Genomic DNA, 23,013 nt, shown 5'->3' with positions numbered 1-23,013 from the left:
TGGATTTGCGACATTTCGTCGTCGAATTTGTGAGCCTCCGTGTCGGTGTGTACAATGACCTCCCTTTTGCCCCCGCAAAGCTGGCGTACGTTCGGCGCGGTTGGTAAGTGGTTGAATTGAAAAGAAATTTGCCTCGACAAGAGGCAGCCTGGTGAGAAAGTGTCTATGAAAGCAGGTCTGTACCAACCAGATGAATTCAAGGATAACTGCGGTTTCGGCCTGATAGCCCATATGCAGGGCGAGCCCAGTCATACCCTTTTGCAAACGGCCATCGAGGCCCTGACCTGCATGACCCACCGCGGTGGGATTAATGCCGACGGCAAGACCGGTGACGGTTGCGGTCTGCTGATTCAAAAGCCGGACGCGTTCCTGCGAGCCATCGCCCAGGAAACGTTCGGCGTTGAACTGCCCAAGCAATACGCCGTGGGCATGGTCTTCTTCAACCAGGACCCGGTCAAAGCCGAGGCCGCTCGCGAGAACATGAACCGCGAGATCCTGGCCGCCGGCCTGCAACTCGTCGGCTGGCGCAAAGTGCCGATCGACACCAGCGTTCTCGGCCGCCTGGCCCTTGAGCGCCTGCCGCAGATCGAGCAGGTGTACATCGGCGGTGAAGGTCTGAGCGATCAGGACATGGCCGTCAAACTGTTCACTTCCCGTCGTCGCTCGTCCGTGGCCAACGCCGCTGACACCGACCACTACGTGTGCAGCTTTTCGCACAAGACCATCATTTATAAAGGCCTGATGATGCCGGCGGATCTGACCGCCTTCTATCCAGACCTGAGTGATGAGCGCCTGCAAACCTCGATTTGCGTGTTCCACCAGCGCTTCTCCACCAACACCCTGCCGAAATGGCCGTTGGCTCAACCGTTCCGCTTCCTGGCGCACAACGGCGAGATCAACACCATCACCGGCAACCGCAACTGGGCTGTAGCCCGTCGCACCAAGTTCACCAACGATCTGATGGACCTGGAAGAACTCGGCCCGCTGGTCAACCGCGTCGGTTCCGACTCCTCGAGCATGGACAACATGCTCGAGCTGATGGTCACCGGTGGCATCGACCTGTTCCGTGGCGTGCGGATGATCATTCCGCCTGCGTGGCAAAACGTCGAAACCATGGACCCGGATCTGCGTGCATTCTACGAATACAACTCGATGCACATGGAGCCGTGGGACGGCCCGGCCGGTGTGGTAATGACCGACGGTCGCTACGCGGTATGCCTGCTCGACCGTAACGGTCTGCGTCCGGCGCGCTGGGTCACCACCAAGAACGGCTTCATCACCCTGGCGTCGGAAATCGGTGTCTGGAACTACCAGCCTGAAGACGTGATCGCCAAGGGTCGTGTCGGCCCGGGCCAGATCTTTGCCGTGGACACCGAAACCGGCCAGATCCTCGACACCGATGCGATCGACAACCGCCTCAAGTCCCGTCATCCGTACAAGCAATGGCTGCGCAAGAATGCCCTGCGCATCCAGGCGACCATGGAAGACAATGACCACGGTTCGGCCTTCTACGACGTCGATCAGCTCAAGCAATACATGAAGATGTACCAGGTCACGTTCGAAGAGCGCGACCAGGTGCTGCGTCCTCTCGGCGAACAGGGCTACGAAGCCGTGGGCTCGATGGGCGACGATACGCCGATGGCCGTGCTGTCCCAGCGCGTGCGTACGCCGTACGACTATTTCCGCCAGCAGTTTGCGCAGGTCACCAACCCGCCGATCGACCCGCTGCGTGAAGCCATCGTCATGTCGCTGGAGATCTGCCTCGGTGCCGAGCGCAACATTTTCCAGGAGTCGCCGGAACACGCTTCGCGCGTGATCCTCAGCTCGCCGGTCATTTCCCCGGCCAAGTGGCGCTCGCTGATGAACCTCGATCGTCCGGGCTTCGAGCGCGCGATCATCGACCTCAACTACGACGAAAGCGTCGGCCTCGAAGCGGCCATCCGCAACGTCGCCGATCAGGCTGAAGAAGCCGTGCGTGCCGGTCGCACCCAGGTTGTACTGAGTGACCGCCACATTGCTCCGGGCAAGTTGCCGATCCACGCTTCGCTCGCCACCGGCGCGGTACACCACCGCCTGACCGAAAAAGGCCTGCGTTGCGACTCCAACATCCTGGTGGAAACCGCGACCGCTCGCGATCCGCATCACTTCGCCGTGTTGATCGGTTTCGGCGCTTCTGCCGTTTATCCGTTCCTGGCTTATGAAGTGCTGGGTGACCTGATTCGTACCGGTGAAGTGCTGGGCGACCTTTACGAGGTGTTCAAGAACTACCGTAAAGGCATCACCAAGGGTCTGCTGAAGATCCTGTCGAAGATGGGCATCTCGACCATCACGTCGTACCGTGGTGCGCAGTTGTTCGAAGCCATTGGCTTGTCCGAAGAAGTCTGCAACCTGAGCTTCCGTGGCGTACCAAGCCGCATCAAGGGCGCACGTTTCGTCGACATCGAAGCCGAGCAGAAAGCACTCGCCACCGAAGCCTGGAGCCCGCGCAAGCCGATCCAGCAAGGTGGCCTGCTGAAGTTCGTCCATGGTGGCGAATATCACGCCTACAACCCGGACGTGGTCAACACTCTGCAAGCGGCTGTGCAGCAGGGCGACTACAGCAAGTTCAAGGAATACACGTCGCTGGTGGACAATCGTCCGGTGTCGATGATCCGCGACCTGCTGAAAGTCAAAACCCTCGACACACCGCTGGACATCAGCGAGATCGAACCGCTGGAATCGGTGCTCAAGCGCTTCGACTCCGCCGGTATCTCCCTGGGCGCCCTGTCGCCGGAAGCTCACGAAGCCCTGGCCGAAGCCATGAACCGCCTCGGTGCGCGTTCCAACTCCGGCGAAGGTGGCGAAGACCCGGCACGCTACGGCACCATCAAGAGCTCGAAAATCAAGCAAGTGGCGACTGGCCGTTTCGGTGTGACACCGGAATACCTGGTCAACGCCGAAGTGCTGCAGATCAAGGTCGCCCAAGGTGCCAAGCCGGGCGAGGGTGGTCAATTGCCGGGCGGCAAGGTCAACGGTCTGATCGCCAAACTGCGTTACGCAGTGCCGGGTGTGACCCTGATTTCGCCGCCGCCGCACCACGACATCTACTCGATCGAAGACTTGTCGCAGCTGATTTTCGACCTGAAACAAGTCAACCCGAAAGCGCTGGTCTCGGTGAAGCTGGTAGCAGAAGCGGGCGTTGGAACCATCGCCGCCGGTGTGGCCAAGGCCTATGCGGACTTGATCACCATCTCCGGCTACGACGGTGGTACCGGTGCATCGCCGCTGACCTCGATCAAGTATGCGGGCGCTCCGTGGGAACTCGGCCTGGCCGAAACCCACCAGACCCTGCGTGGCAACGACCTGCGCGGCAAAGTCCGGGTACAGACCGACGGCGGCCTGAAAACCGGCCTCGACGTGATCAAGGCGGCCATCCTCGGCGCTGAAAGCTTCGGCTTCGGCACCGCGCCGATGATCGCTTTGGGTTGCAAATACCTGCGCATCTGCCATCTGAACAACTGCGCCACCGGCGTCGCGACTCAAAACGAGAAGCTGCGCAAGGATCACTACATCGGCACCGTCGACATGGTGGTGAATTTCTTCACCTATGTCGCCGAAGAAACCCGTGAGTGGCTGGCCAGGCTGGGCGTGCGTTCCCTTGAAGAGCTGATCGGTCGCACCGATCTGCTGGAAGTCCTCGAAGGCCAGACCGCCAAGCAGCATCACCTCGACCTGACCCCATTGCTGGGCAGCGACCACGTGCCGGCGGACAAGCCGCAGTTCTGCGGTGTGGAACGCAACCCGCCGTTCGACAAGGGCCTGCTGGCCGAGAAAATGGTCGACATGGCGACCTCGGCGATCAACGACAAGAGCGGCGCCGAATTCGCCCTGGATATCTGCAACTGCGACCGCTCCATCGGCGCGCGGATCTCCGGTGACATCGCCCGCAAGCACGGCAACCAGGGGATGGCCAACGCGCCAATCACCTTCCGCTTCAAGGGCACGGCGGGTCAGAGCTTCGGCGTGTGGAACGCCGGCGGTCTGCACATGTACCTGGAAGGCGATGCCAACGACTACGTCGGCAAGGGCATGACTGGCGGCAAGCTGGTCATCGTTCCGCCGAAGGGCAGCATCTATAAGACTCAGGACAGTGCCATCATCGGCAACACCTGCCTGTACGGCGCCACGGGCGGCAAGCTGTTCGCCGCTGGCACCGCGGGTGAGCGTTTCGCCGTGCGTAACTCCGGTGCCCACACTGTCGTGGAAGGCACTGGCGATCACTGCTGCGAGTACATGACCGGCGGTTTCGTCTGCGTACTGGGCAAGACCGGCTACAACTTCGGCTCAGGCATGACCGGTGGTTTCGCCTACGTGCTCGACCAGGACAATACCTTCGTTGACCGGGTCAACCACGAACTGGTGGAAATCCAGCGGATCAGCGGCGAGGCGATGGAAGCCTACCGTAGCCATTTGCAACGCGTGCTGAACGAGTACGTCGAGGAAACCGACAGCGAGTGGGGTCGTGAACTCGCTGAAAACCTCGATGATTACGTACGTCGTTTCTGGCTGGTCAAGCCCAAGGCTGCCAACCTGAAATCGTTGCTTTCCAGCACCCGTGCCAACCCGCAGTGATATGCGCCTGAAGAGTTTGATGAGGTTTTAAAATGGCTGAACGTCTGAATAATGACTTCCAGTTCATCGAGGTCGGGCGCAAGGATCCGAAGAAGAAACTGTTGCGTCAACGCAAGAAAGAGTTCGTGGAAATCTATGAACCCTTCAAACCCCAGCAGTCGGCCGACCAGGCCCACCGCTGCCTGGGTTGCGGTAACCCGTATTGCGAATGGAAGTGCCCGGTGCACAACTTCATTCCGAACTGGCTGAAATTGGTGGCCGAGGGCAACATCCTCCAGGCCGCAGAGCTGTCGCACCAGACCAACACCCTGCCGGAAGTCTGCGGCCGGGTGTGCCCGCAGGACCGTCTGTGCGAGGGTGCCTGCACCCTCAACGACGGCTTCGGCGCGGTGACCATCGGTTCGGTGGAGAAGTACATCACCGACACCGCGTTCGCCATGGGCTGGCGTCCGGACATGTCCAAGGTCAAGCCGACCGGCAAGCGTGTCGCGATTATCGGTGCCGGGCCTGCGGGCCTGGGCTGCGCCGACGTGCTGGTGCGCGGTGGCGTGACCCCGGTGGTGTTCGACAAGAACCCGGAAATCGGCGGTCTGCTGACCTTCGGCATCCCCGAGTTCAAGCTGGAAAAGACCGTGCTGAGCAATCGTCGCGAAGTCTTCACTGGCATGGGCATCCAGTTCCGCCTCAACACCGAGGTGGGCAAGGACGTGACCATGGAGCAACTGCTCGAAGAATACGATGCCGTGTTCATGGGCATGGGCACCTACACCTACATGAAGGGCGGCTTTGCCGGTGAGGATCTGCCGGGCGTTTACGACGCGCTGGACTTCCTGATCGCCAACGTCAACCGCAACCTGGGCTTTGAAAAGTCGCCGGAAGATTTCGTCGACATGAAAGGCAAGAAGGTCGTGGTACTCGGCGGCGGCGACACGGCGATGGACTGCAACCGTACTTCGATCCGCCAGGGCGCCAAGTCGGTGACCTGTGCTTATCGTCGTGACGAAGCGAACATGCCGGGCTCGCGTAAAGAGGTGAAGAACGCCAAGGAAGAAGGCGTGAAATTCCTCTACAACCGCCAGCCGATCGCCATCGTCGGTGAAGACAAAGTTGAAGGCGTGAAGGTGGTCGAGACCCGTCTCGGCGAACCGGACGCCCGTGGCCGTCGCAGCCCCGAGCCGATCCCGGGTTCCGAAGAGATCATCCCTGCCGACGCCGTGGTCATCGCTTTCGGTTTCCGTCCAAGCCCGGCGCCGTGGTTCGAGCAGTTCGAAATCCAGACCGACAGCCAGGGCCGCGTTGTAGCCCCGGAACAAGGCCAATACAAGCACCAGACCAGCAACCCGAAAATCTTCGCCGGTGGCGATATGGTTCGCGGGTCTGACCTAGTAGTGACGGCGATCTTCGAAGGCCGTAATGCGGCTGAAGGGATCCTGGATTACCTGGGCGTCTGATCACCGTTCCAACAGATTGAAATGCAAAACCTGTAGGAGCTGGCTTGCCGGCGATAGCATCACCTCGGTCTACCTGACAAACCGAGGTGTCTGCATCGCTGGCAAGCCAGCTCCTACAGTTGTTTCCGGGTGCTGCAAACACTGCATTCCACCGCGACAAATTGACCCGATAGACAAAAGGTGCGGCGCTTGCCGTGCCTTTTGCGCCCGGCTCTGAGAAAATGCCCGCACTTTTTTTCCGGATGCCGACATGACTGCCCTGAAGAACGACCGTTTCCTCCGCGCCCTGCTCAAGCAACCCGTAGACGTCACGCCCGTATGGATGATGCGTCAGGCCGGTCGCTACCTGCCGGAATACCGCGCCAGCCGTGCCAAGGCTGGCGATTTCATGAGCTTGTGCATGAACCCGGCGTTCGCTTGCGAAGTCACGATGCAACCGCTTGACCGCTATCCACAACTGGACGCGGCGATCCTCTTCTCCGACATCCTGACCATCCCCGATGCCATGGGCCAAGGCCTGTACTTCGAAACCGGTGAAGGTCCGCGCTTCAAGAAAGTCGTCAGCACCCTGGCGGATATCGAAGCCCTGCCGATCCCGGATCCGCAGAAAGACCTCGGCTACGTGATGGACGCGGTCAGCACCATTCGCCGTGAACTGAACGGGCGCGTGCCGCTGATCGGTTTCTCCGGAAGCCCGTGGACGCTGGCCACTTACATGGTTGAAGGCGGCTCGTCGAAAGACTTCCGCAAGACCAAGGCCATGCTCTACGACAACCCGCAAGCCATGCACCTGCTGCTGGACAAGCTCGCGCAGTCAGTCACCAGCTACCTCAACGGCCAGATCATGGCCGGTGCGCAAGCGGTGCAGATCTTCGACACCTGGGGTGGCAACTTGTCGGCGGCGGCATATCAGGAGTTCTCCCTGGCCTACATGCGCAAAATCGTCAGCGGTTTGATCCGCGAGCACGAAGGGCGCAAGGTACCAGTGATTCTGTTCACCAAGAACGGCGGCCTGTGGCTGGAAAGCATCGCCGACGCTGGCGCCGACGCGTTGGGCCTGGACTGGACTTGCGACATTGGCAACGCCCGTGAGCGTGTCGGCAGCAAAGTCGCCCTGCAAGGCAACATGGATCCGACCGTGCTGTATGCAAAACCGGAAGCGATCCGCACCGAAGTCGGCTGTATTCTGGCCAGCTACGGCAAGGGCAGTGGTCACGTGTTCAACCTCGGTCACGGCATCACGCCGGAAGTCGACCCGGAACACGCCGGCGCCTTCCTGCGCGCGGTACATGAGTTGTCGGCGCAGTATCACGAATAACTGATTTGTAAGTTGTTAAAAAGCCTGTCCGGCCTGGTGCCGAACAGGCTTTTTTGTGCCCTTAAACTTCATGTTTGGTTGGGGTGTTACTACTTGTAAGAAGTTTTTCGTTCTTTGTCAGAAAAGTGATTAGAGAGACTAATCCCGCTTTGATCAGAGACTTTCCCTACATAGAAAACAGTTTTGTCCAAGTAAGGTTCCCGACCCTTGCTCAGCCCAACGCTGAGCAATATCGCAAACAACGGTGCGCGTCCTGCGCGCCTTAATCTTCGATAAGCTGTCTGGAATTCATTAGATGAAAAATACTTCTTACAAAGGAAGTGCGTTTGCAGCCTGCACCTCCTCAATGATCCTGTTATCGGCAATGTTGGCATCACAAAGCGCTTCCGCTCACGGCTACCTGGAAGTGCCGCCTTCGCGTGCACTGGCTTGCAAGCAAGGTCTGAACACCAACTGTGGTGGTGCGCAATACGAACCACAAAGTGTCGGTGAGACCTTCAAAGGCTTTCCGGCCGGAGTCGGTGGTGCACCGTTGCAAGGCCCGGTGGATGGCAAGATCGCGAGTGGCGGTCACTCGTTGTTCTCCGCCATGGACGCGCAGTCGGCTACCCGTTGGCACCTGACGGAAATCAAGGATCGCAACATTGATTTCCAATGGACCTACACGGCTGTGCATCCAGCCACCAAGCATGAATATTTCATTACTCGTAACGGCTGGAACCCGAACGAATCGCTCAAACGCGCGACCTTCGAAAGCACGCCGTTCTGCACGGTTGATGGCGGCAATCAGAGACCGTCCAACAGCGACAAACACAACTGCACCATCCCGACAGACAAAACCGGTCAACACGTGGTCCTGGCCATCTGGACGGTAGGTGATACGGATGCGGCGTTTTACAACGCGGCAGACGTAAACATCCTTGCGGAGCCAGAGTTGCCAGGCGGTTGGACCTCCGTGGGCAGCATCGCCCCTTCGGCCCAGTTGCTGATCGGCGACAAGGTCAAGGCTCGAGCATTTTCCGCCAATGGCGAGAGCCCGAATTTCAGCGTCGAAATCTCCATCGATACTGCAGAGGAAGGTTCGCCGCAGAACTGGTCGTTCAAACTCGCAGAAGCCATTAATAAGGCTCACACGCTAATCCGTGCAGGCCTTCGAGATGAAAGCGGCGCGATTGAGCCGGTCAAGGGCAGCAACAGCCTGTATGCGCAAAAAGAGAGCGGCGTGGTCCGTTACGAAGTGCAGCTGAACATGCAGGAAGATGCGGCGGCTCGCCTGTCGGTCGCCGCGAAGCAAGAGCAATACGTGTTGGAAAAGGGCCAGGCCAAGGTCGATTTCAGCACTATTTCCAATCGCAAGATGAACGTTGAAGCCACATTGTTCGATGAGAACAACAAGCCGGTCGGTTCTACCTCGGCACAGGTGGACAGTGGTTCCGCGTGGCTGGCCATCGATATCCGCAGCAATCCTGGTGCGCACACCCTGACATTGGTCGGCACCACTCTGGATGGCCGGACCACTCGACAGGACACCCAATCGATCAACGTGACCGGCGAAGGCGCCGGTGCCGACTATGACTTCGTGTTCCCCGAAGGCATCAGCGAGTACAAGGCCGGTACCAAAGTGCTGCAGCCTAAGACCAATGAAGTCTTTGAATGCAAGCCGTTCCCCGAGTCGGGCTACTGCAAGCAATACAGCCCGACTGCCAACGGCTTTGAGCCTGGCGTCGGTGGGCACTGGCACATGGCCTGGAACAAACTCTAAGTCCTCGTAGCACTTCAGGCGACCTGTGAAGGGTCGCCTGAAGCAAGCACCTCATGAACATCAAGTGAGCCGATCGTGGAAATTTCACTGAGGGTGTTAACCCGCTTCGGCTTGCGTGTGGGCGCTATCTTCCTGCTGGCCTTGCCAGCGGGTTACGCCGTTTATTTGGTATGGCAGGAATGGCAGTTTCGCGAGCAACTGGCTCGCCCGTCGCCGACGCTAGCCACGATAACCCGGGCGCCTGCCCATGTGCCGCTGGATGCCACAGCGGTGGCAACGATGCTTGGCTTGACCACGCAAATTACGCTGCTTGCCAGTGCCGAACCGATGACGCTACAGGCGAGCTTCGTTGTCAGCAACGGCATGTCCAGAGCGCTGCTGGCCGATGCTCAAGGTCCACGCATGTATCAGGTTGGCGAGCGCTTGCCGGGTGGCAGTGTTTTGCGTCGCGTCGAGGCCAATCAAGTGGTGCTGTGGAACAAGGGTCGCGAAGAGCGATTAACGCTGCAGCCGTCTGCCGAGCGTTTGCTGCGCCGTCTTGAGTCTGCAGTCGACACACAAACCCCCGCTATTTCCGCGCGTTTTCTACGCCCGCTTTCCGGGCCGTCAGAGTGAACAAACCCATGAACAGTTTCACCGGCGCGCAGGCCCTGCGCATCATGCTTTTTCTTGCCGCTTTGGCCACGGCGACCTTGCCGCACGCGCTGCATGCCGCAGAAGAAAAATGGCAGTTGGCGATGAATAACGCCGAGCTGCGCGACATCGTCGGAGAAATTTCATCCATTCTTGGGACCACCGTGGTGCTCGATCCCAGGGTCTCCGGGCGCATTACGGTGATGTCCCATCAGGCCCTTGACCGCGAGGGTGTTCGTCGGTTGTTTTACTCGGTACTCGACGCCCACAACTTCACGGTGATCGACGAGGGCGACCGGATTCTGATTACCCCCGTGACCGAAGCCAAAACCCGCGCCGGCAGCGGAGCCGCAACAAACGCCACGGCCTCGCAATTTGTCACCCGGGTCATTGAGCTGAACACCAGCAGCGCCGCCGACATTGCCGGTCTGGTCCGGCCCCTGGTGTCGGTCAATGGGTATGTCGGGCCATCGGTTTCGGCCAATGCATTGGTGGTGACCGACACGGCCGCCAATACCCAGCGAATCGCCCAGGTGGTCGGGCAGCTCGACTCGGGGCAGGGCACTCTGCACGCGGTGGTTCAGCTGCGCCACGCCCAGGCCAGCGACGTGGCGCCGATGATGGAAGCCGCGCTGGGCAAGCGCAATGCCGATACCTCGATCCAGGTGCTGGCCGATGCACGCACCAATCGCCTGATTCTCATTGGTCCCCCCGCCGTTCGCCAGCGCTTGGCTGATCTGGCTCGCAGTCTCGACATCCCTGCCACGGCAATTCCCGACAACGCCCGGGTGATCCGCTTGCGACACAGCGATGCCAGGCAACTGGCCGAGATTCTGGAGACCATGGGTCAGGGTCGTAAAGCGTCGCCGGTCGTGGGCGGCGGTAAGGAAACGGCATCTGGCGCAACGTTCATGATCAAGGCTGATGAAAGTCAGAACGCGCTGGTGCTGATCGCCGAACCGGCGCAGGTCAGGACCATCGAAAGCATCGTGCGTCAGCTTGACCAGCCGCGGGCGCAGGTGCTGATCCATGCTGCCATCGTCGAGATTTCCGGGGACATCGCCGAAGCAGTAGGCGTGCAGTGGGGCATCAACACAGGTGATGCGAAAGGCTTCATCAACTTCCCCGGCACCGACATCCCGATTGTCGGTGGCCTGACGTTCGACGAAAAAAAATCGGCGCCTGAAGGCGCGATTTTGCGCCTCGGCAGTGACCGCTTCGGTGCATTGATTTCGGCGCTGGCCAGCAATACGCGCAGCAACTTGTTGTCCACGCCGAGTCTGCTGACGCTGGACAATCAGGAAGCGGAAATCATCGTCGGCCAAAACGTGCCGTTCAAAACCGGCTCCTACGCCACTAATAGCAGCGGCGCGGACAATCCGTTTACCACGGTCGAGCGCAAAGACGTCGGCATCAGCCTGAAGATCAAGCCCTACATCAACGAAGGCTCGACGCTGCGCCTGGAAGTCGCGCAGGAAGTGTCGGACATCGCGCCCTCGGTATCGGGCATTGATTCTTCGGATTTGATCACCAATAAACGCGCGCTCAAAAGCACCATTCTGGCCGACGACGGCGAAATCATCGTGATCGGTGGGCTGATCCGCGACAGCGTGCGCACGCAAAAAAGCGGTGTGCCGCTGCTGCGTGACATTCCGTACCTCGGCGCACTGTTTCGCTGGAATCGAGACACCCAGACCAAGAGCAATCTGATGGTGTTTCTGCGGCCCACCATCGTGCGCAGCAAGGAAGACCTGGTCGAGGTCAGCCAGAAGCGCTACAACGCGCTGCACGACTTGAGCCGGCGCGACGCGGGGGAGAACAACTCGTTGCTGCTGCCAGCGGACGCGCGGCAATTGTTCGAGCCGGTTTCCGAGGTGCCGGTGTTCGACCTGCGCAAACCAGCGCCATGATCCGCGAGAACGGTTTTTGCGAGGCACTGCCCTTCGGATTCGCCCGGCGTTTCGGTGTGTTGCTGGAACACGATGGCGCTGAATGGCGCCTGGCGATACGTGCCGATACGCCGCTTACCGCTTTGGCGGAAGCGCGCCGTGTCTGTGGCCACGAACTGCCGTTGCAATTGCTGCCACCGGAAGTCTTCGCAACACGATTGGCGGCAGCGTACCGCGAAGGGCAGAGCGCCGCGGAACAAGTCGCCCAGGGTCTGGACGAAGAGCTGGACCTACTCAGCTTGGTGGACCAGGTGCCGCAAACCGCCGATCTGCTGGAGCAGCAGGGCGACGCGCCGATCATCCGATTGATCAACGCGCTGCTCAGTGAAGCGGTGCGCGAACAGGCGTCGGACGTGCATCTGGAAACCTTCGAGCACTACCTGTCGGTGCGCATGCGCGTCGATGGGCAGCTGCGCGAAATGCTCCGGCCCAAGCGTGAACTGGCGACGCTGCTGGTGTCGCGAATCAAGGTCATGGCGCGACTCGACATCGCGGAAAAACGTGTGCCGCAGGATGGCCGCATCGCCTTGCGGCTGGCCGGACATGAAGTTGACGTGAGGGTCTCGACCTTGCCCTCGGCCCACGGCGAACGGGTGGTATTGCGCCTGCTCGATAAACAGGCCGGACGCCTGGAGTTGCAACGCTTGGGTATGCCGGACGACACGCTCGCCGCCCTGCGCCAATTGCTAGGCAAACCCCACGGCATTCTGCTGGTGACCGGGCCGACGGGATCCGGGAAAACCACCAGCCTGTACGCCGCGCTGAGCAGCCTGAACGACCAGACCCGCAACATTCTCACGGTCGAAGACCCCATCGAATATCACCTGCCGGGTGTCGGGCAGATGCCGGTCAATCCGAAAGTCGACATGACGTTTGCCCGAGGTTTGCGGGCGATTCTGCGCCAGGACCCGGACGTGGTGATGGTCGGCGAAATCCGTGACCGCGAGACGGCGGAAATCGCCGTCCAGGCTTCGCTGACCGGGCATCTGGTGCTCTCGACGTTGCACACCAACAGCGCGGTCGGCGCGGTGACGCGGCTGGTGGACATGGGCGTCGATGCCTACCTGCTGGCGTCGTCACTGGTGGGTGTTCTGGCCCAGCGCCTGTTGCGTACGTTGTGCCCGCATTGCAAGGCTCCGTACAGCGCTGATGCGTCGGCCTGCCAGCGTTTGGGGCTGGACGCGAAGACGCCATTGCAGCTGTTCAGAGCCGTGGGCTGTGATCAATGTCAGCAAGGTTATCGCGGGCGCATCGGCATCTACGAATTGATCAGCGTGACACCTGCCGTGTCGACGCTTATCCATCAATGCGCCAGTGAGCAGGCCTTGTCCGACGAAGCGCGCAAGGCTTCACGCAGCCTGTTCCAGGACGGCCGACAGCGGGTCATCGGCGGTTTGACCAGCCTCGACGAATTACTGCGCGTGACGAGGGAGGACTAAGGCATGCCGACTTTTGACTACCGCGCCGACGATGCTCAAGGGCGCCGTTGCAAGGGACGGCTGGAGGCCGACAGCCCGCGCCACGCGCGGCAACTGTTGCGCGAGCGCGGCGTGTGGCCTCGCGCCGTAAGCGAGATAAAAGTCGCGGGCACGCATACACCGCGTGGTGCAGGACGATTGAGTGCTGCGGACCTGGCGCTGCTGACGTTGCAATTGTCCACGCTGGTGCAGGCCGGCCTGCCGTTGGAGGAAGCCCTCGACGCCGTCGCAAAGCAGAGTGCCAAGCGTCGGGTCGCCGGCTTGTTATCAGCGGTCCGAAGTCGGGTGATGGAAGGCCATGCGCTGGCGACGGCGCTGGGACAGTTCCCCAAGGCCTTCCCCGAATTGTTCCGCGCCACCGTGGCCGCTGGCGAACGCTCCGGGCATCTGGGTCATGTGCTGGAGCAACTGGCGGCGTACACCCAGGCACGCCAGGCCTCGCGACAAAAAATCCAGATGGCGTTGGTGTACCCATTGATCCTGATGCTGGCCAGCGTGGTGATCGTCGGATTTCTGCTCGGTTTCGTGGTCCCGGATGTTGTGAAAATTTTTGTCGACAGCGGTCAGTCGTTGCCCTTACTGACCCGGGCGCTGATCAGTGCCAGTGACGGGCTGCGCAACCATGGCCTGTTGTTCATTGGCGCAATAGCCCTGCTGATCGCTCTTTGGCGCTGGAGCCTGCGCCAGCCGATCTGGCGACTGCGTTGGCATCGGCTGGCGCTGAACCTGCCGCTCATTGGCGAAGTGCTGCGGGCAATGGAAGCGGCACGCTTTGCCAGCACCCTGGCGATCCTCGGCAAAAGTGCGGTGCCCTTGGTCGATGCACTGGAAATCGCCGCTGCCGTGATCGGCAACCTGACCATTCGTGCCCGCATGTCCGATGTCGCCCGCTCAGTCCGTGAAGGCGGGACCTTGACCCGTGGCCTCGAACTGAGCGGCGACATCCCGCCAATGATGCTGCACATGATCGCCAGCGGCGAACGCGCCGGCGAACTCGACCGCATGCTGGCCCGCGCCGCCGAACAACAGGAAAGCAGCCTGGCGGCACGTATCGCGCTGGTGGTGAGCCTGTTCGAACCGGCCATGCTCGTGCTGATGGGCGGCGTCGTGCTGCTGATCGTACTGGCCATCCTGCTCCCGATTCTCAGCCTCAACCAATTGGTGAATTGATTCATGAACTCTCTACGTCACAGATCTTCCCAGCGCGGTTTTACCCTGATCGAAATCATGGTGGTGGTGGTCATCATCGGCATTCTCGGGGCCATTGTGGTGCCGCAGTTCATGAGCCGCCCCGATCAGGCCAAAGTCACCGCCGCCAAAACCGATCTCCAGGCCATCGCCACTGCCCTGGAAATGTATCGCCTCGACAACTTCCAGTACCCCTCGACACAGCAGGGGCTGGAGGCCTTGAACAAACGCCCTTCGGGACTGCCGGCGGCGCGCAACTGGAATCCTCAGGGTTACCTGAAAACGCTGCCCGTGGACCCGTGGGGCACGCCTTATCAATACCTCAATCCCGGGGTGAAATCGGCCGATGGCAGCTATGACGTGTACTCCCTCGGTTCCGATGGCGTGGTCGGCGGCGAGGGCCATGCGGCCGACATCGGCAACTGGGGCGGTTAATTCATGCGGCGTCGTTGTCGGGGGTTTACCTTGCTGGAATTGATGATCGTGATCGTGTTGATCGGCGTGCTGGCGGGCATGGTGAGTTTTACCACCGGTGTGAATCCGGCGCGCCAGGCCAGGCAAGAGGCTGACACGCTGGCTGGCATGATTCGCCAGTTACGCGAGAAGGCAGTGCTCGAAAGTCAGGAGCACGGTGTGCGCTTGAGCGTCGGCGGCTACCGGGCGATGCGGCTCGGCATTCGCGGCTGGGAGCCTGTATCGACGCTTTATCGATGGCCCGACAACTTGCGCCTGCGCCTGAAGCACGAGGGTTACTCCGTGAGCCTGGGCACCGATGAAGGTCCACCTCAATTGCTGATGCTCAGCAGCGACGAAACAAGCGCGTTCACGTTGACGTTCGAGACCAAAGACCGGAGCTGGTTGAGCCTGTCCAGTGATGGTATTGGCGAGGTGGTGATCGATGGCTAGGCCATCGTGCTTCCCGCGCATGGCCGGGTTTACCCTGCTGGAAATCATGGTCGCCCTGGCGATTTTCGCGACGCTCGCGACGGCCGTTTTGTCCGCCAGCCAATACGTGATCAAGCAGGCGAGTGCGGTCGAAGAGCGCTTTTTGGCGGCGTGGGTGGCGGATAACCAGTTGAGCGAAGTGCGCCTGCAATCCGGCCCCATCATCGGGAAATCGCAACGGGTGGTGCACATGGACCGTCGCGACTGGATCGTGCGTCAACACATTGGAACCGCCAACGATTCGCGCCTGCTCACGGTCGACATTGAGGTAAGCCTTGCCGGTCGCGACCAGACCCTGCACCGCGCCAACAGCTGGATCCCTAATCGCCATGAGTAAACAGGCCGGGTTCACCTTGCTGGAGCTGGTGATCGCTCTTGCGATCTTCGCGCTGCTGGGGCTGGCCAGTTGGACGCTGTTCGATGGCGTCGTGCGCGTACAGCAAGGCACCACCGCCCATGAGCGTGAATTCAGAAGCCTGCAACGCGCCGTGGCTGTGATTGAGCGCGACCTGTTGCACATCACTGAGCAACCCATCGTGCTTGTACAAAACCAGCTGCAATTGCAGCGCAGCAACTGGCGCAATCCGCTGGACCAGCCGCGCAGTGAACGCCAGGCGCTGACCTACCGTCTCGACAATGGAGCGTTGTGGCGCGACAGCCAGGGCGAAGGCACGTTGATTGTGCAGCAGCAGAAACTGCTCGACGACGTCCGGTACCTGAGCTGGCGCCTGTTCGATAGCCAGAGCGGTTGGCGCAGTGATCAGAGGGGGACGTTGCCGCTGGCGCTGGAAATGCAAGTGTCGACGGGGCGTTTCGAGGCGATCCGTCGGGTGCTGGTACTACCGAGTGTGTTGCCTTGAAGGCTCGTCAACGTGGCGTGGCGTTGATCAGCGTATTGCTGGTCATGAGCCTGGCGCTGTTGATCATCGGCGGGGTGCTGCGCAGCCATCGTTTGTTGCTGCAGAGCAGCGGACAACAGTTGCAGCAGATGCATGTGCGCCAACTCGGTTCCGCCGCGGAAACCTGGGCGATGGCACAGCTTCAGGCTCAGCAAAATAACACTGATTTGATACCTGACCCGGCAACCGCTTTTGATATTGAAGACGCGCAAGTCCATATCGATATCGAAGACCTGGCTGGACGCTTCAATCTCAATGCCGTGTTGATTCAGGGACAGATTGATCAGGTTACGCTCCACCGTTGGGTGCGTTTGCAGGCGTTGCTCGGGCTGCCTGCTTTGCAACTTGAGCAGGTGGGCGCCTTGCGAGAGTTGAGTCAGCTTCGCTTGTTGCCGGGTGTCGACGGTATACGTCTGCGTCGGCTCGAACCCTGGATAGCCCTGTTGCCCACGGACGCCGCCTTGAACATCAATACCGCCCCGGCGCTGGTGCTGCGCGCACTCGATGGTATCGACGCCCTCCAGGCGGATGCGCTGATGCGCCAGCGGTCTGAGGCTCCATGGCCGAGCGTCCAGGCTTTCACGCAGGGTCCGCTGCTCGCCGGTCTGGGTGTGAGCAGTCACGGTCTGGGCATCGACAGCCGCTGGTACCGGATCACCGTTCAGGTGACTCAGGGGCAGAGCCGTTTTCGCCTGGCCACCGATGTCGAGCGCGACCCCAAGACGCGCCAGCTGAAAATCCTGCAACGGCGAGTTTTGCCGTCCAATACCCATGAGATAACCCAATGAAAACCTGGCTCTACCTGACGGCCGAAGGCCTGCACTCGCCGTCATTCGAGTGGCCGTGCTGCCTGTGGTCATCGACCGGTCAACGACAGCTCATGCCATTGAGTCAGGCGCCGCAGGTTCTGAAGGGGCAGGCCGTCGACCTGCTGTTGCCCATGGAATTGTGCAGTTGGGTGCGCAGTGAACCGTGGCCCTCCCGGCGCCGACCCGATGCACACGCCATCGCGTTCGCGATTGAAGAACAACTGAGCGAATCGCTGGAGAAACTGCACTTGAGCGTCGGCGCTCGCGATTCGCAAGGGCGTTATTCGGTGATGGTGATTGATCGGGAGCGCTTTGCTGCCGTGCTCGCGTTGTTGGCCGAAATGGGCGTTGAAGTACGCTCGGTTTTGGTCGACGCCGATCTGTTGCCGCAGGATCAGGCGCTTGGCGTTTGGTGGTTCGGTCGCTGGATGCTGGGTGGCGGGCTGCCGGCTCGTCTGACGTTGGCGGAGGAAGGATTGGTGCTGCTCAGGGCAGGTTTACCCTCTGATGTTCAGTGGCGCGACGAGCGTCAGGAGGATGTCGATCAGTGGTTGATCGGCGGTCACGGACAGGCAATCAACCTGCTGCATGGTGATTTCGCCCCGCGTGGAAAACGTCTGCCCTGGCGTCTCGCCGGGGCAGCAATGTTGATGCTGTTGCTGCTGAACTGGGGCGCCACTGAAGTACGCATCCATTTTCTCGAAAGCCAAAGCCGTCAGCTCTACAGTCGCAGCGAGCAGCAGTTCAAAGCGCTGTATCCGGAGCAGACTCGCATCGTCGACCTCGCGGCGCAGCTCAAGGCCCTGCAAGGCCAGGGAACGGAAGCAAAAAGTAGCCGAGTCGCCGGCCTGGTCCACCTGGTCGAGCAAGTCATCGGCGCGAGCAATGTCGAAGTGCAGCGCATCGAGTTTCGCGAGGGCGATGGCTGGAAAGTCCAGCTATCGGCCAACAGCTTTTCCGAGCTGGAGTTGCTGCGTGAGCGTGGGCGACAACAAGGCTTGCCGGTGCGGATCGACAGCGCGAGCAAGGACAGCAACCGGGTGCAGGCGATTTTGACAATGGAGCAAGAGGCATGAAGGCAACAGTGTTAAGAGCGGTCGCTGTGCGGCGCTGGCAGCAGCTGTCCCTGCGCGAACAACGCCTGATACTCGGATTGAGCGTGTTTGTCCTGAGCGTCGTGGCATTCAGTCTGGTGTGGCAGCCGACGCAACAACGGCTTGCGACAGCGGAGCGTCAGTACCAGCAACAACTGGCACTGGCGGCACAACTGCAACAGGCGCGACCCCGTAATCTTGTTCCCGAATCCGTCGATCAACCCCTGTCACTGCGCATCAGTGAAAGCGCCAGCGCCGCCGGGCTTGAGCTGCATCAAATGGACAGCGACAACGAAGTCTTGCGCCTGACCCTCAGCGGCGACGCCATGGCAATGCTGCCATGGCTGGATCGCATCGAGCGCGACGGTGTCGCACTGCAATCGCTGACGCTGGAAAAACGTGACGCCGTGCTGGAGGCGCGGATGGTGCTCAGGTAGTTGCGCCGCTGCTCGGCAGTGGAGGCAACTTCGCCAGCTTCAACGCGGCGAGCAGGGCGATCAGCAGCAACGTACCGATGAACAAACCGATACCGTTCCAGCCACCCAGGTGCCAGAACACGCCGCCTGCGGTACCGGCGATGCTTCCCCCGGCGTAGTAGCTGAACAGGTACAGGGACGATGCTTGTCCCTTGGCCCTGGTGGCGCGGCGGCCAATCCAACTGCTGGCCACCGAGTGGGCGCCAAAGAAGCCGAAGGTAAAGATCAGCATGCCGATGATTACCAATGGCAATGGCGTAAACATCGTCAGGGCGAGACCACCGATCATCAACGCGATGGTGCCCCAAAGCACTTTGCGGCGGCCGAGTCTGTCGGCCATTGAACCGATTTTCGCCGAGCTGTAGATGCCCGACAGGTACACCACCGACAGCAATCCGACGAAGGCCTGTTCCATGTGATACGGCGCGGCCAGCAAGCGATAGCCGATGTAGTTGAACAGCGTGACGAACGCACCCATCAGCACAAAAGCTTCGAGGAATAACAGCGGCAGACCGGCGTCGCGAAAGTGCATGGTAAAGCCGTCGAGCAAGCTGCGCGGATGCAACGAACGGGCGCGGAAGTTGCGCGATTCTGGGAGGATCTTCCAGAACACCGACGCGGCAATCAGCGCCAGGCCACCGATCACCAACATCGCCGTATGCCAGCTGACGAAGTCGATCAACACACCGGTAATCAGCCGCCCGCTCATCCCGCCGATGGCGTTGCCGCCGATGTACAAGCCCATCGCGAGGCCAATATGTTGCGGGTGAATTTCCTCGCTCAGATAGGTCATGGCGACTGCCGCCAGACCACTCAGCGACAAGCCAATCAGCGCGCGCATGACCAGCACGCCGTGCCAGCTCGGCATCATCGCGCTGGCCATGGTGCACAGCGCAGCGGCAAACAGCGCCGCGACCATGACCGGTTTGCGCCCGACGCGATCGGAGATCGGGCCGGTGATCAGCAGACCGATGGCGAGCATTCCGGTAGCCACCGACAGGATCAGGCTGCTCTGTGCCGCATTGATCGAATATTCGTGGGACAACAGCGGCATCATCGGCTGCACGCAGTAAAGCAGGGCAAACGTCGCGAAGCCGCCGCAGAACAGCGCCAGCACCGTACGCATGAACGCCGGCGTGCCTTTTTCGATGTAGATCTCCTTGAGTTCAGCGACGACATCGTCCTGTCCGGCAGGTGGAACTTCATGGGCAAGTGGGGCGACAGCAGTTTTCACGTTGGACCTCAAGAGGGAGCAGCCGGTCAGGCAGTGAAAAAAGCATATAGCTGGCTATTGATTCAATCCAATATATTGTTCGACCTGTTTGATAGCTTTTACGACCTAATGGAAATCCCATGGAATTACGTCACCTGCGCTACTTCATCGCCGTCGCCGAAGAACTGCATTTCGGCCGCGCCGCACAGGTGCTGGGCATCTCGCAGCCACCGCTGAGCCAGCAGATTCAAGCGCTGGAACAGGAGGTCGGCGCACGGTTGTTTGAGCGGACCAATCGTCGGGTTGAACTGAGTGAGGCCGGCCGGCTGTTCCTCGAGGAGGCGCGATTGGTATTGGCGCAAGTCGATAAAGCGGCGGATGTTGCGCGGCGGGCGCAGCTCGGTGAATTGGGTGAGCTGAAGATCGGCTTCACTTCATCGGCACCGTTCAACTCGACCATTCCCCAAGCGATTTTCTCGTTTCGCCAGCGTTTTCCGGCGGTGCACCTGAACCTGCGGGAAATGAGCAGCACCCAAGTGGCTGATGCGCTGGTGGATGAGTCAATCGAGGTCGGGATCATGCGGCCATTGGGGCTGCCGGATTGCCTCAGCGTGGTCGAACTGATGCGCGAGCCGCTGGTTGCGGTGCTCAGCTCCAAGCACCCGTTGGTCAAGGACAGTGAAGAAGGCTTGTTCCTGTCCGCCCTGGCCCTCGAACCCTTCGTGTTTTTCCCGCGCAGCTACGGCAGTGGTCTGTATGCGCAGTTGCTCAGCCTGGCTCGCGATGCCGGCTTCAGTCCGCACTTTGCCCAGGAGGCGGGCGAGGCGATGACCATCATCGGCCTGGTGGCAGCGGGGTTGGGTGTTTCGGTATTGCCCGCGTCTTATCAACGGATGCGCATCGATGGTGTGGTGTATCGGCCGTTGCTCGATCCAGCGGCCATATCCGCGGTGTGGCTGGTGCAGCGCAAGGATCAGAAATCGCCGATGGCGCGGGCGTTTGTGGAGTTGTTGACGAGGAAGGTGGAGCCGCTGCAATCGTGACGCTGCAGGAGCCTGCTTGCTGGCGATGGCGTCGGGTCAGTCAACGCCAATGTTGCTGACAGTCCGCTGTCGCCAGCAAGCCGGCTCCTACAGCCATTCGGCAGGCGATTACAGAAGTAGGGGTTAGATGTGAGTAACCAAGTACTTCAGACAATGAATGTGGCGTTTGAGGATATTTCCTACCTACCTCAAAGCAATTTCCTCGCGTTCGGAACGTCTCGTCTGCCAACAACTTCTGATTTTTGACCTACATGATCTGAGCAGGTCTACGGCTGTTAGGGTTTAGGGATTCACCGATAAGTCTGTGGCTGCTTTCCGGCCCTCACAAATGGATTTTGCTTGGATAGAGTGCCGAGAGCGTCTAGGAAGTTGTCTGAGGAAAGTGACGAATCGCTCAAGCGGCGAGGATTGATAAGGTCTAAAACATGGCCTTATGTCATTAGTGTTTTACCGCGCGAAATGGAGCCGTCCAGGCCCAATAAAGTAAAGACCGCCTTAGCGCGTGAGCGGGAACAAAAGGAAGAGACACATCGATACGAAGCGCTTCAAAAAGCCGAGCGCGCTCGACAAGATGAATTTCTGCGCGTATGTGGCGAACGTGAAAAAGCCGAGCAACTGAAATCACCTTCCGTCCAGGACTGCACATTCGCTAAATCCACCAGCGTGGCTAAGGGGCAGGTCTGCCATCCGAACGGGACCGCCCCATTTGAGAGCCTGGGTAATTACGGCACTTATGCAGTGCTCAGCACCCGTGAAGCCATCACCTTGGCGGGCACACCACTCCACCTGATAGGCGGCTCAGCCACGGCACTGACCCTTGCTTCACGAGTCGGCGGCTCGTTGTCGTTGGGCCTGTCCGGTACGGCCCTCAGCGCAGGTGTTGTGGCTGGCGGTATTGCAGGCACCGTCGCCATGCTCTGGCCAAGTAATTTTGCATCTGACGCTGCGTTTTACAGTACCGAAGAATTTGCCAATCTGACCGTGGCCAACATCGGTGTACGGGTCAACGTCAAACACCTGCCCGGAGAATCGGTCAGCGCGTTCGGGGTGTACACCGGTTACAACTCCGCGTGGCGAAGTGTCCCGGTGATTGCCGCAACGGCGCGCGGTGATCAACTCGTCGCGGATCTGGGCGACGGGGTGGAGTTGATCTGGACACCTGCCGTCGATACCAGCAGGGTGCTGGGCATTCCAGCGCTGGAAGGTGCCCCGCCATTACCGGCCGCGTTTGTCTTTCCTGTAGCCGAACAGGCCGAGCAACGTTATGAGCATCCGGCAAACCCAGCGGACTTCCGGGATGCCATTATCTGGTTTCCGGGGCAGCCGCAAATCCTGCCGGTCTATATCTCGCTCAACGTGCGTGGTGCGCCCGGTGTGGTTACAGGTGTTGGTCAAGACGTGACGGGGATTTGGCTCGCCGGGGCAGGTGCCGGAGAAGGTTCCCCGGTCCCAACGCGAATTGCCGATCAGCTTAGAGGTCGCGAGTTTTCTAGTTTTGATGCGTTTAGGAAGGCGTTTTGGAAAGTAATAGCAGGCGACCCTGAGCTACATCGTCAATTCAATGAAGATAATCTAAACCGTATAAAGTCCGGCTATGCACCAATTGCTCGCGATAAAGATACCGTAGGAAAAAGAAGTACTTTCGAGCTGCACCACGTTGAGCGTATTGCTGACGGAGGAGCCGTGTATGACGTGGATAATCTGAGGGCCAATACTCCTCGAAACCACATAGCCAATCACCGAAAACAGTAGATTTATGAATAAAAGTATCTCTGATTACACCGAAGCTGAGTTTGTCCGCTTCATGCAGGAAATACGTGCGGCAAACGAAAGTGCGTCAGATGAAGTTCTTGGCAAACTTCTGGAGCAATTCAGGCAGCTTACGGGACACCCTGATGGCAGTGACCTAATTTATTACCCTGAAGACGGTGCGGACAATTCAAACGAAGGCATCACCGAAACAGTGAGGAAATGGCGCGAAGCCAACGGTCTACCAGGCTTTAAACCGCGTTTCTGATCGCATCGCTGTTCAGTTAAGCGATAGATCAAGCGACAAGAAACCTGTGGCGAGGGAGCTTGCTCCCGTTGGACTGCACAGCAGTCCTTTTTTTGGGGCCGCTTCGCGCCCCAGCGAGAGCAAGCTC

The 23,013-nt window shown here is 59.9% G+C and carries 19 protein-coding genes; 18 read left to right on the top strand and 1 reads right to left on the bottom strand.

From position 1 onward, the window contains the following. Positions 1-165 precede the first annotated feature (165 nt). The 15 genes from gltB to gspM all read left to right on the top strand — a co-directional run bounded on the left by gltB (position 166) and on the right by gspM (position 18,574). Positions 166-4,611 (top strand): glutamate synthase large subunit, encoded by a 4,446-nt coding sequence (gene gltB / locus ABVN21_RS21530; RefSeq protein WP_339555123.1) that lies wholly within the window; start codon positions 166-168, stop codon positions 4,609-4,611. A 32-nt stretch (positions 4,612-4,643) separates the two neighbouring features. Further along, the gene (locus tag ABVN21_RS21525; protein WP_339555124.1) at positions 4,644-6,062 is read left to right on the top strand and encodes an FAD-dependent oxidoreductase; all 1,419 of its coding nucleotides are present in this window, start codon (positions 4,644-4,646) and stop codon (positions 6,060-6,062) included. Positions 6,063-6,312: 250 nt separating this feature from the next. Continuing rightward, positions 6,313-7,380, top strand: a complete 1,068-nt coding sequence (hemE, locus tag ABVN21_RS21520) for a uroporphyrinogen decarboxylase (protein WP_339555125.1) — start codon at positions 6,313-6,315, stop codon at positions 7,378-7,380. Positions 7,381-7,675: 295 nt separating this feature from the next. Continuing rightward, complete coding sequence (gbpA, locus tag ABVN21_RS21515; RefSeq protein WP_339555126.1) at positions 7,676-9,142, top strand: N-acetylglucosamine-binding protein GbpA; 1,467 nt, start codon at positions 7,676-7,678, stop codon at positions 9,140-9,142. 75 nt (positions 9,143-9,217) lie between these two features. Further along, a complete protein-coding gene (locus ABVN21_RS21510; protein ID WP_339555127.1) occupies positions 9,218-9,757 on the top strand; it encodes a type II secretion system protein N in 540 nt (179 codons plus the stop codon). Positions 9,758-9,765: 8 nt separating this feature from the next. Next, complete coding sequence (gene gspD / locus ABVN21_RS21505) at positions 9,766-11,685, top strand: type II secretion system secretin GspD (RefSeq protein ID WP_339555128.1); 1,920 nt, start codon at positions 9,766-9,768, stop codon at positions 11,683-11,685. Further along, positions 11,682-13,163, top strand: coding sequence for a type II secretion system ATPase GspE (gene gspE / locus ABVN21_RS21500; protein ID WP_339555129.1), 1,482 nt, complete (start codon positions 11,682-11,684; stop codon positions 13,161-13,163). Before gspD ends, gspE begins: the two co-directional genes overlap by 4 nt. A 3-nt stretch (positions 13,164-13,166) precedes the next feature. After that, a complete protein-coding gene (gene gspF, locus ABVN21_RS21495) occupies positions 13,167-14,372 on the top strand; it encodes a type II secretion system inner membrane protein GspF (RefSeq protein WP_339555130.1) in 1,206 nt (401 codons plus the stop codon). 3 nt (positions 14,373-14,375) lie between these two features. After that, positions 14,376-14,825 (top strand): type II secretion system major pseudopilin GspG, encoded by a 450-nt coding sequence (gene gspG / locus ABVN21_RS21490; protein ID WP_339555131.1) that lies wholly within the window; start codon positions 14,376-14,378, stop codon positions 14,823-14,825. A gap of 3 nt (positions 14,826-14,828) precedes the next feature. Continuing rightward, the gene (gene gspH / locus ABVN21_RS21485) at positions 14,829-15,296 is read left to right on the top strand and encodes a type II secretion system minor pseudopilin GspH (protein WP_339555132.1); all 468 of its coding nucleotides are present in this window, start codon (positions 14,829-14,831) and stop codon (positions 15,294-15,296) included. Continuing rightward, positions 15,289-15,672 carry a type II secretion system minor pseudopilin GspI gene (gspI, locus tag ABVN21_RS21480; protein ID WP_339555133.1) on the top strand — a complete coding sequence of 128 codons (384 nt, stop codon included), beginning with the start codon at positions 15,289-15,291 and terminating at the stop codon, positions 15,670-15,672. The genes gspH and gspI overlap by 8 nt, the downstream gene beginning before the upstream one ends. Beyond that, positions 15,665-16,195, top strand: coding sequence for a type II secretion system protein GspJ (locus tag ABVN21_RS21475; RefSeq protein ID WP_339555134.1), 531 nt, complete (start codon positions 15,665-15,667; stop codon positions 16,193-16,195). Before gspI ends, ABVN21_RS21475 begins: the two co-directional genes overlap by 8 nt. Further along, on the top strand, positions 16,192-17,022 hold the full coding sequence (locus tag ABVN21_RS21470; RefSeq protein ID WP_339555135.1) for a type II secretion system protein GspK: 831 nt from the start codon (positions 16,192-16,194) through the stop codon (positions 17,020-17,022). Before ABVN21_RS21475 ends, ABVN21_RS21470 begins: the two co-directional genes overlap by 4 nt. Continuing rightward, positions 17,019-18,119 (top strand): type II secretion system protein GspL, encoded by a 1,101-nt coding sequence (gene gspL / locus ABVN21_RS21465; protein WP_339555136.1) that lies wholly within the window; start codon positions 17,019-17,021, stop codon positions 18,117-18,119. Before ABVN21_RS21470 ends, gspL begins: the two co-directional genes overlap by 4 nt. Then, complete coding sequence (gene gspM / locus ABVN21_RS21460; protein WP_339555137.1) at positions 18,116-18,574, top strand: type II secretion system protein GspM; 459 nt, start codon at positions 18,116-18,118, stop codon at positions 18,572-18,574. The genes gspL and gspM overlap by 4 nt, the downstream gene beginning before the upstream one ends. On the opposite strand, the gene ABVN21_RS21455 is transcribed toward gspM, so the two are convergent. After that, positions 18,567-19,847, bottom strand: coding sequence for an MFS transporter (locus tag ABVN21_RS21455; protein WP_339555138.1), 1,281 nt, complete (start codon positions 19,845-19,847; stop codon positions 18,567-18,569). The two genes, gspM and ABVN21_RS21455, sit on opposite strands and share 8 nt — an antisense overlap. 119 nt (positions 19,848-19,966) lie before the next feature. On the opposite strand from ABVN21_RS21455, the gene ABVN21_RS21450 reads away from it, so the two are divergent. The 3 genes from ABVN21_RS21450 (at position 19,967) to ABVN21_RS21440 (ending at position 22,886) form a co-directional block, all read left to right on the top strand. Further along, positions 19,967-20,869 (top strand): LysR substrate-binding domain-containing protein, encoded by a 903-nt coding sequence (locus ABVN21_RS21450; RefSeq protein WP_339555139.1) that lies wholly within the window; start codon positions 19,967-19,969, stop codon positions 20,867-20,869. A 369-nt stretch (positions 20,870-21,238) separates the two neighbouring features. Beyond that, on the top strand, positions 21,239-22,621 hold the full coding sequence (locus ABVN21_RS21445) for an S-type pyocin domain-containing protein (RefSeq protein ID WP_339555140.1): 1,383 nt from the start codon (positions 21,239-21,241) through the stop codon (positions 22,619-22,621). A 4-nt stretch (positions 22,622-22,625) separates the two neighbouring features. Beyond that, positions 22,626-22,886 carry a bacteriocin immunity protein gene (locus ABVN21_RS21440; protein ID WP_339555141.1) on the top strand — a complete coding sequence of 87 codons (261 nt, stop codon included), beginning with the start codon at positions 22,626-22,628 and terminating at the stop codon, positions 22,884-22,886. Positions 22,887-23,013 lie beyond the last annotated feature (127 nt).

This window comes from Pseudomonas sp. MYb327 (genome assembly GCF_040438925.1).
Lineage (GTDB): Bacteria > Pseudomonadota > Gammaproteobacteria > Pseudomonadales > Pseudomonadaceae > Aquipseudomonas.
Note: the sequence above shows the minus strand (reverse complement) of the source record. Positions and strands in the feature narration are given on the sequence as shown.

Excerpts from the sequence above, each read along its gene's own strand:
- gltB (WP_339555123.1), top strand. The coding sequence starts at position 166 with ATGAAAGCAGGTCTGTACCAACCAGATGAATTCAAGGATAACTGCGGT.
- ABVN21_RS21525 (WP_339555124.1), top strand. The coding sequence starts at position 4,644 with ATGGCTGAACGTCTGAATAATGACTTCCAGTTCATCGAGGTCGGGCGC.
- hemE (WP_339555125.1), top strand. The coding sequence starts at position 6,313 with ATGACTGCCCTGAAGAACGACCGTTTCCTCCGCGCCCTGCTCAAGCAA.
- gbpA (WP_339555126.1), top strand. The coding sequence starts at position 7,676 with ATGAAAAATACTTCTTACAAAGGAAGTGCGTTTGCAGCCTGCACCTCC.
- gspD (WP_339555128.1), top strand. The coding sequence starts at position 9,766 with ATGAACAGTTTCACCGGCGCGCAGGCCCTGCGCATCATGCTTTTTCTT.
- gspE (WP_339555129.1), top strand. The coding sequence starts at position 11,682 with ATGATCCGCGAGAACGGTTTTTGCGAGGCACTGCCCTTCGGATTCGCC.
- gspF (WP_339555130.1), top strand. The coding sequence starts at position 13,167 with ATGCCGACTTTTGACTACCGCGCCGACGATGCTCAAGGGCGCCGTTGC.
- gspG (WP_339555131.1), top strand. The coding sequence starts at position 14,376 with ATGAACTCTCTACGTCACAGATCTTCCCAGCGCGGTTTTACCCTGATC.
- gspH (WP_339555132.1), top strand. The coding sequence starts at position 14,829 with ATGCGGCGTCGTTGTCGGGGGTTTACCTTGCTGGAATTGATGATCGTG.
- gspI (WP_339555133.1), top strand. The coding sequence starts at position 15,289 with ATGGCTAGGCCATCGTGCTTCCCGCGCATGGCCGGGTTTACCCTGCTG.
- ABVN21_RS21475 (WP_339555134.1), top strand. The coding sequence starts at position 15,665 with ATGAGTAAACAGGCCGGGTTCACCTTGCTGGAGCTGGTGATCGCTCTT.
- gspL (WP_339555136.1), top strand. The coding sequence starts at position 17,019 with ATGAAAACCTGGCTCTACCTGACGGCCGAAGGCCTGCACTCGCCGTCA.
- gspM (WP_339555137.1), top strand. The coding sequence starts at position 18,116 with ATGAAGGCAACAGTGTTAAGAGCGGTCGCTGTGCGGCGCTGGCAGCAG.
- ABVN21_RS21450 (WP_339555139.1), top strand. The coding sequence starts at position 19,967 with ATGGAATTACGTCACCTGCGCTACTTCATCGCCGTCGCCGAAGAACTG.
- ABVN21_RS21440 (WP_339555141.1), top strand. The coding sequence starts at position 22,626 with ATGAATAAAAGTATCTCTGATTACACCGAAGCTGAGTTTGTCCGCTTC.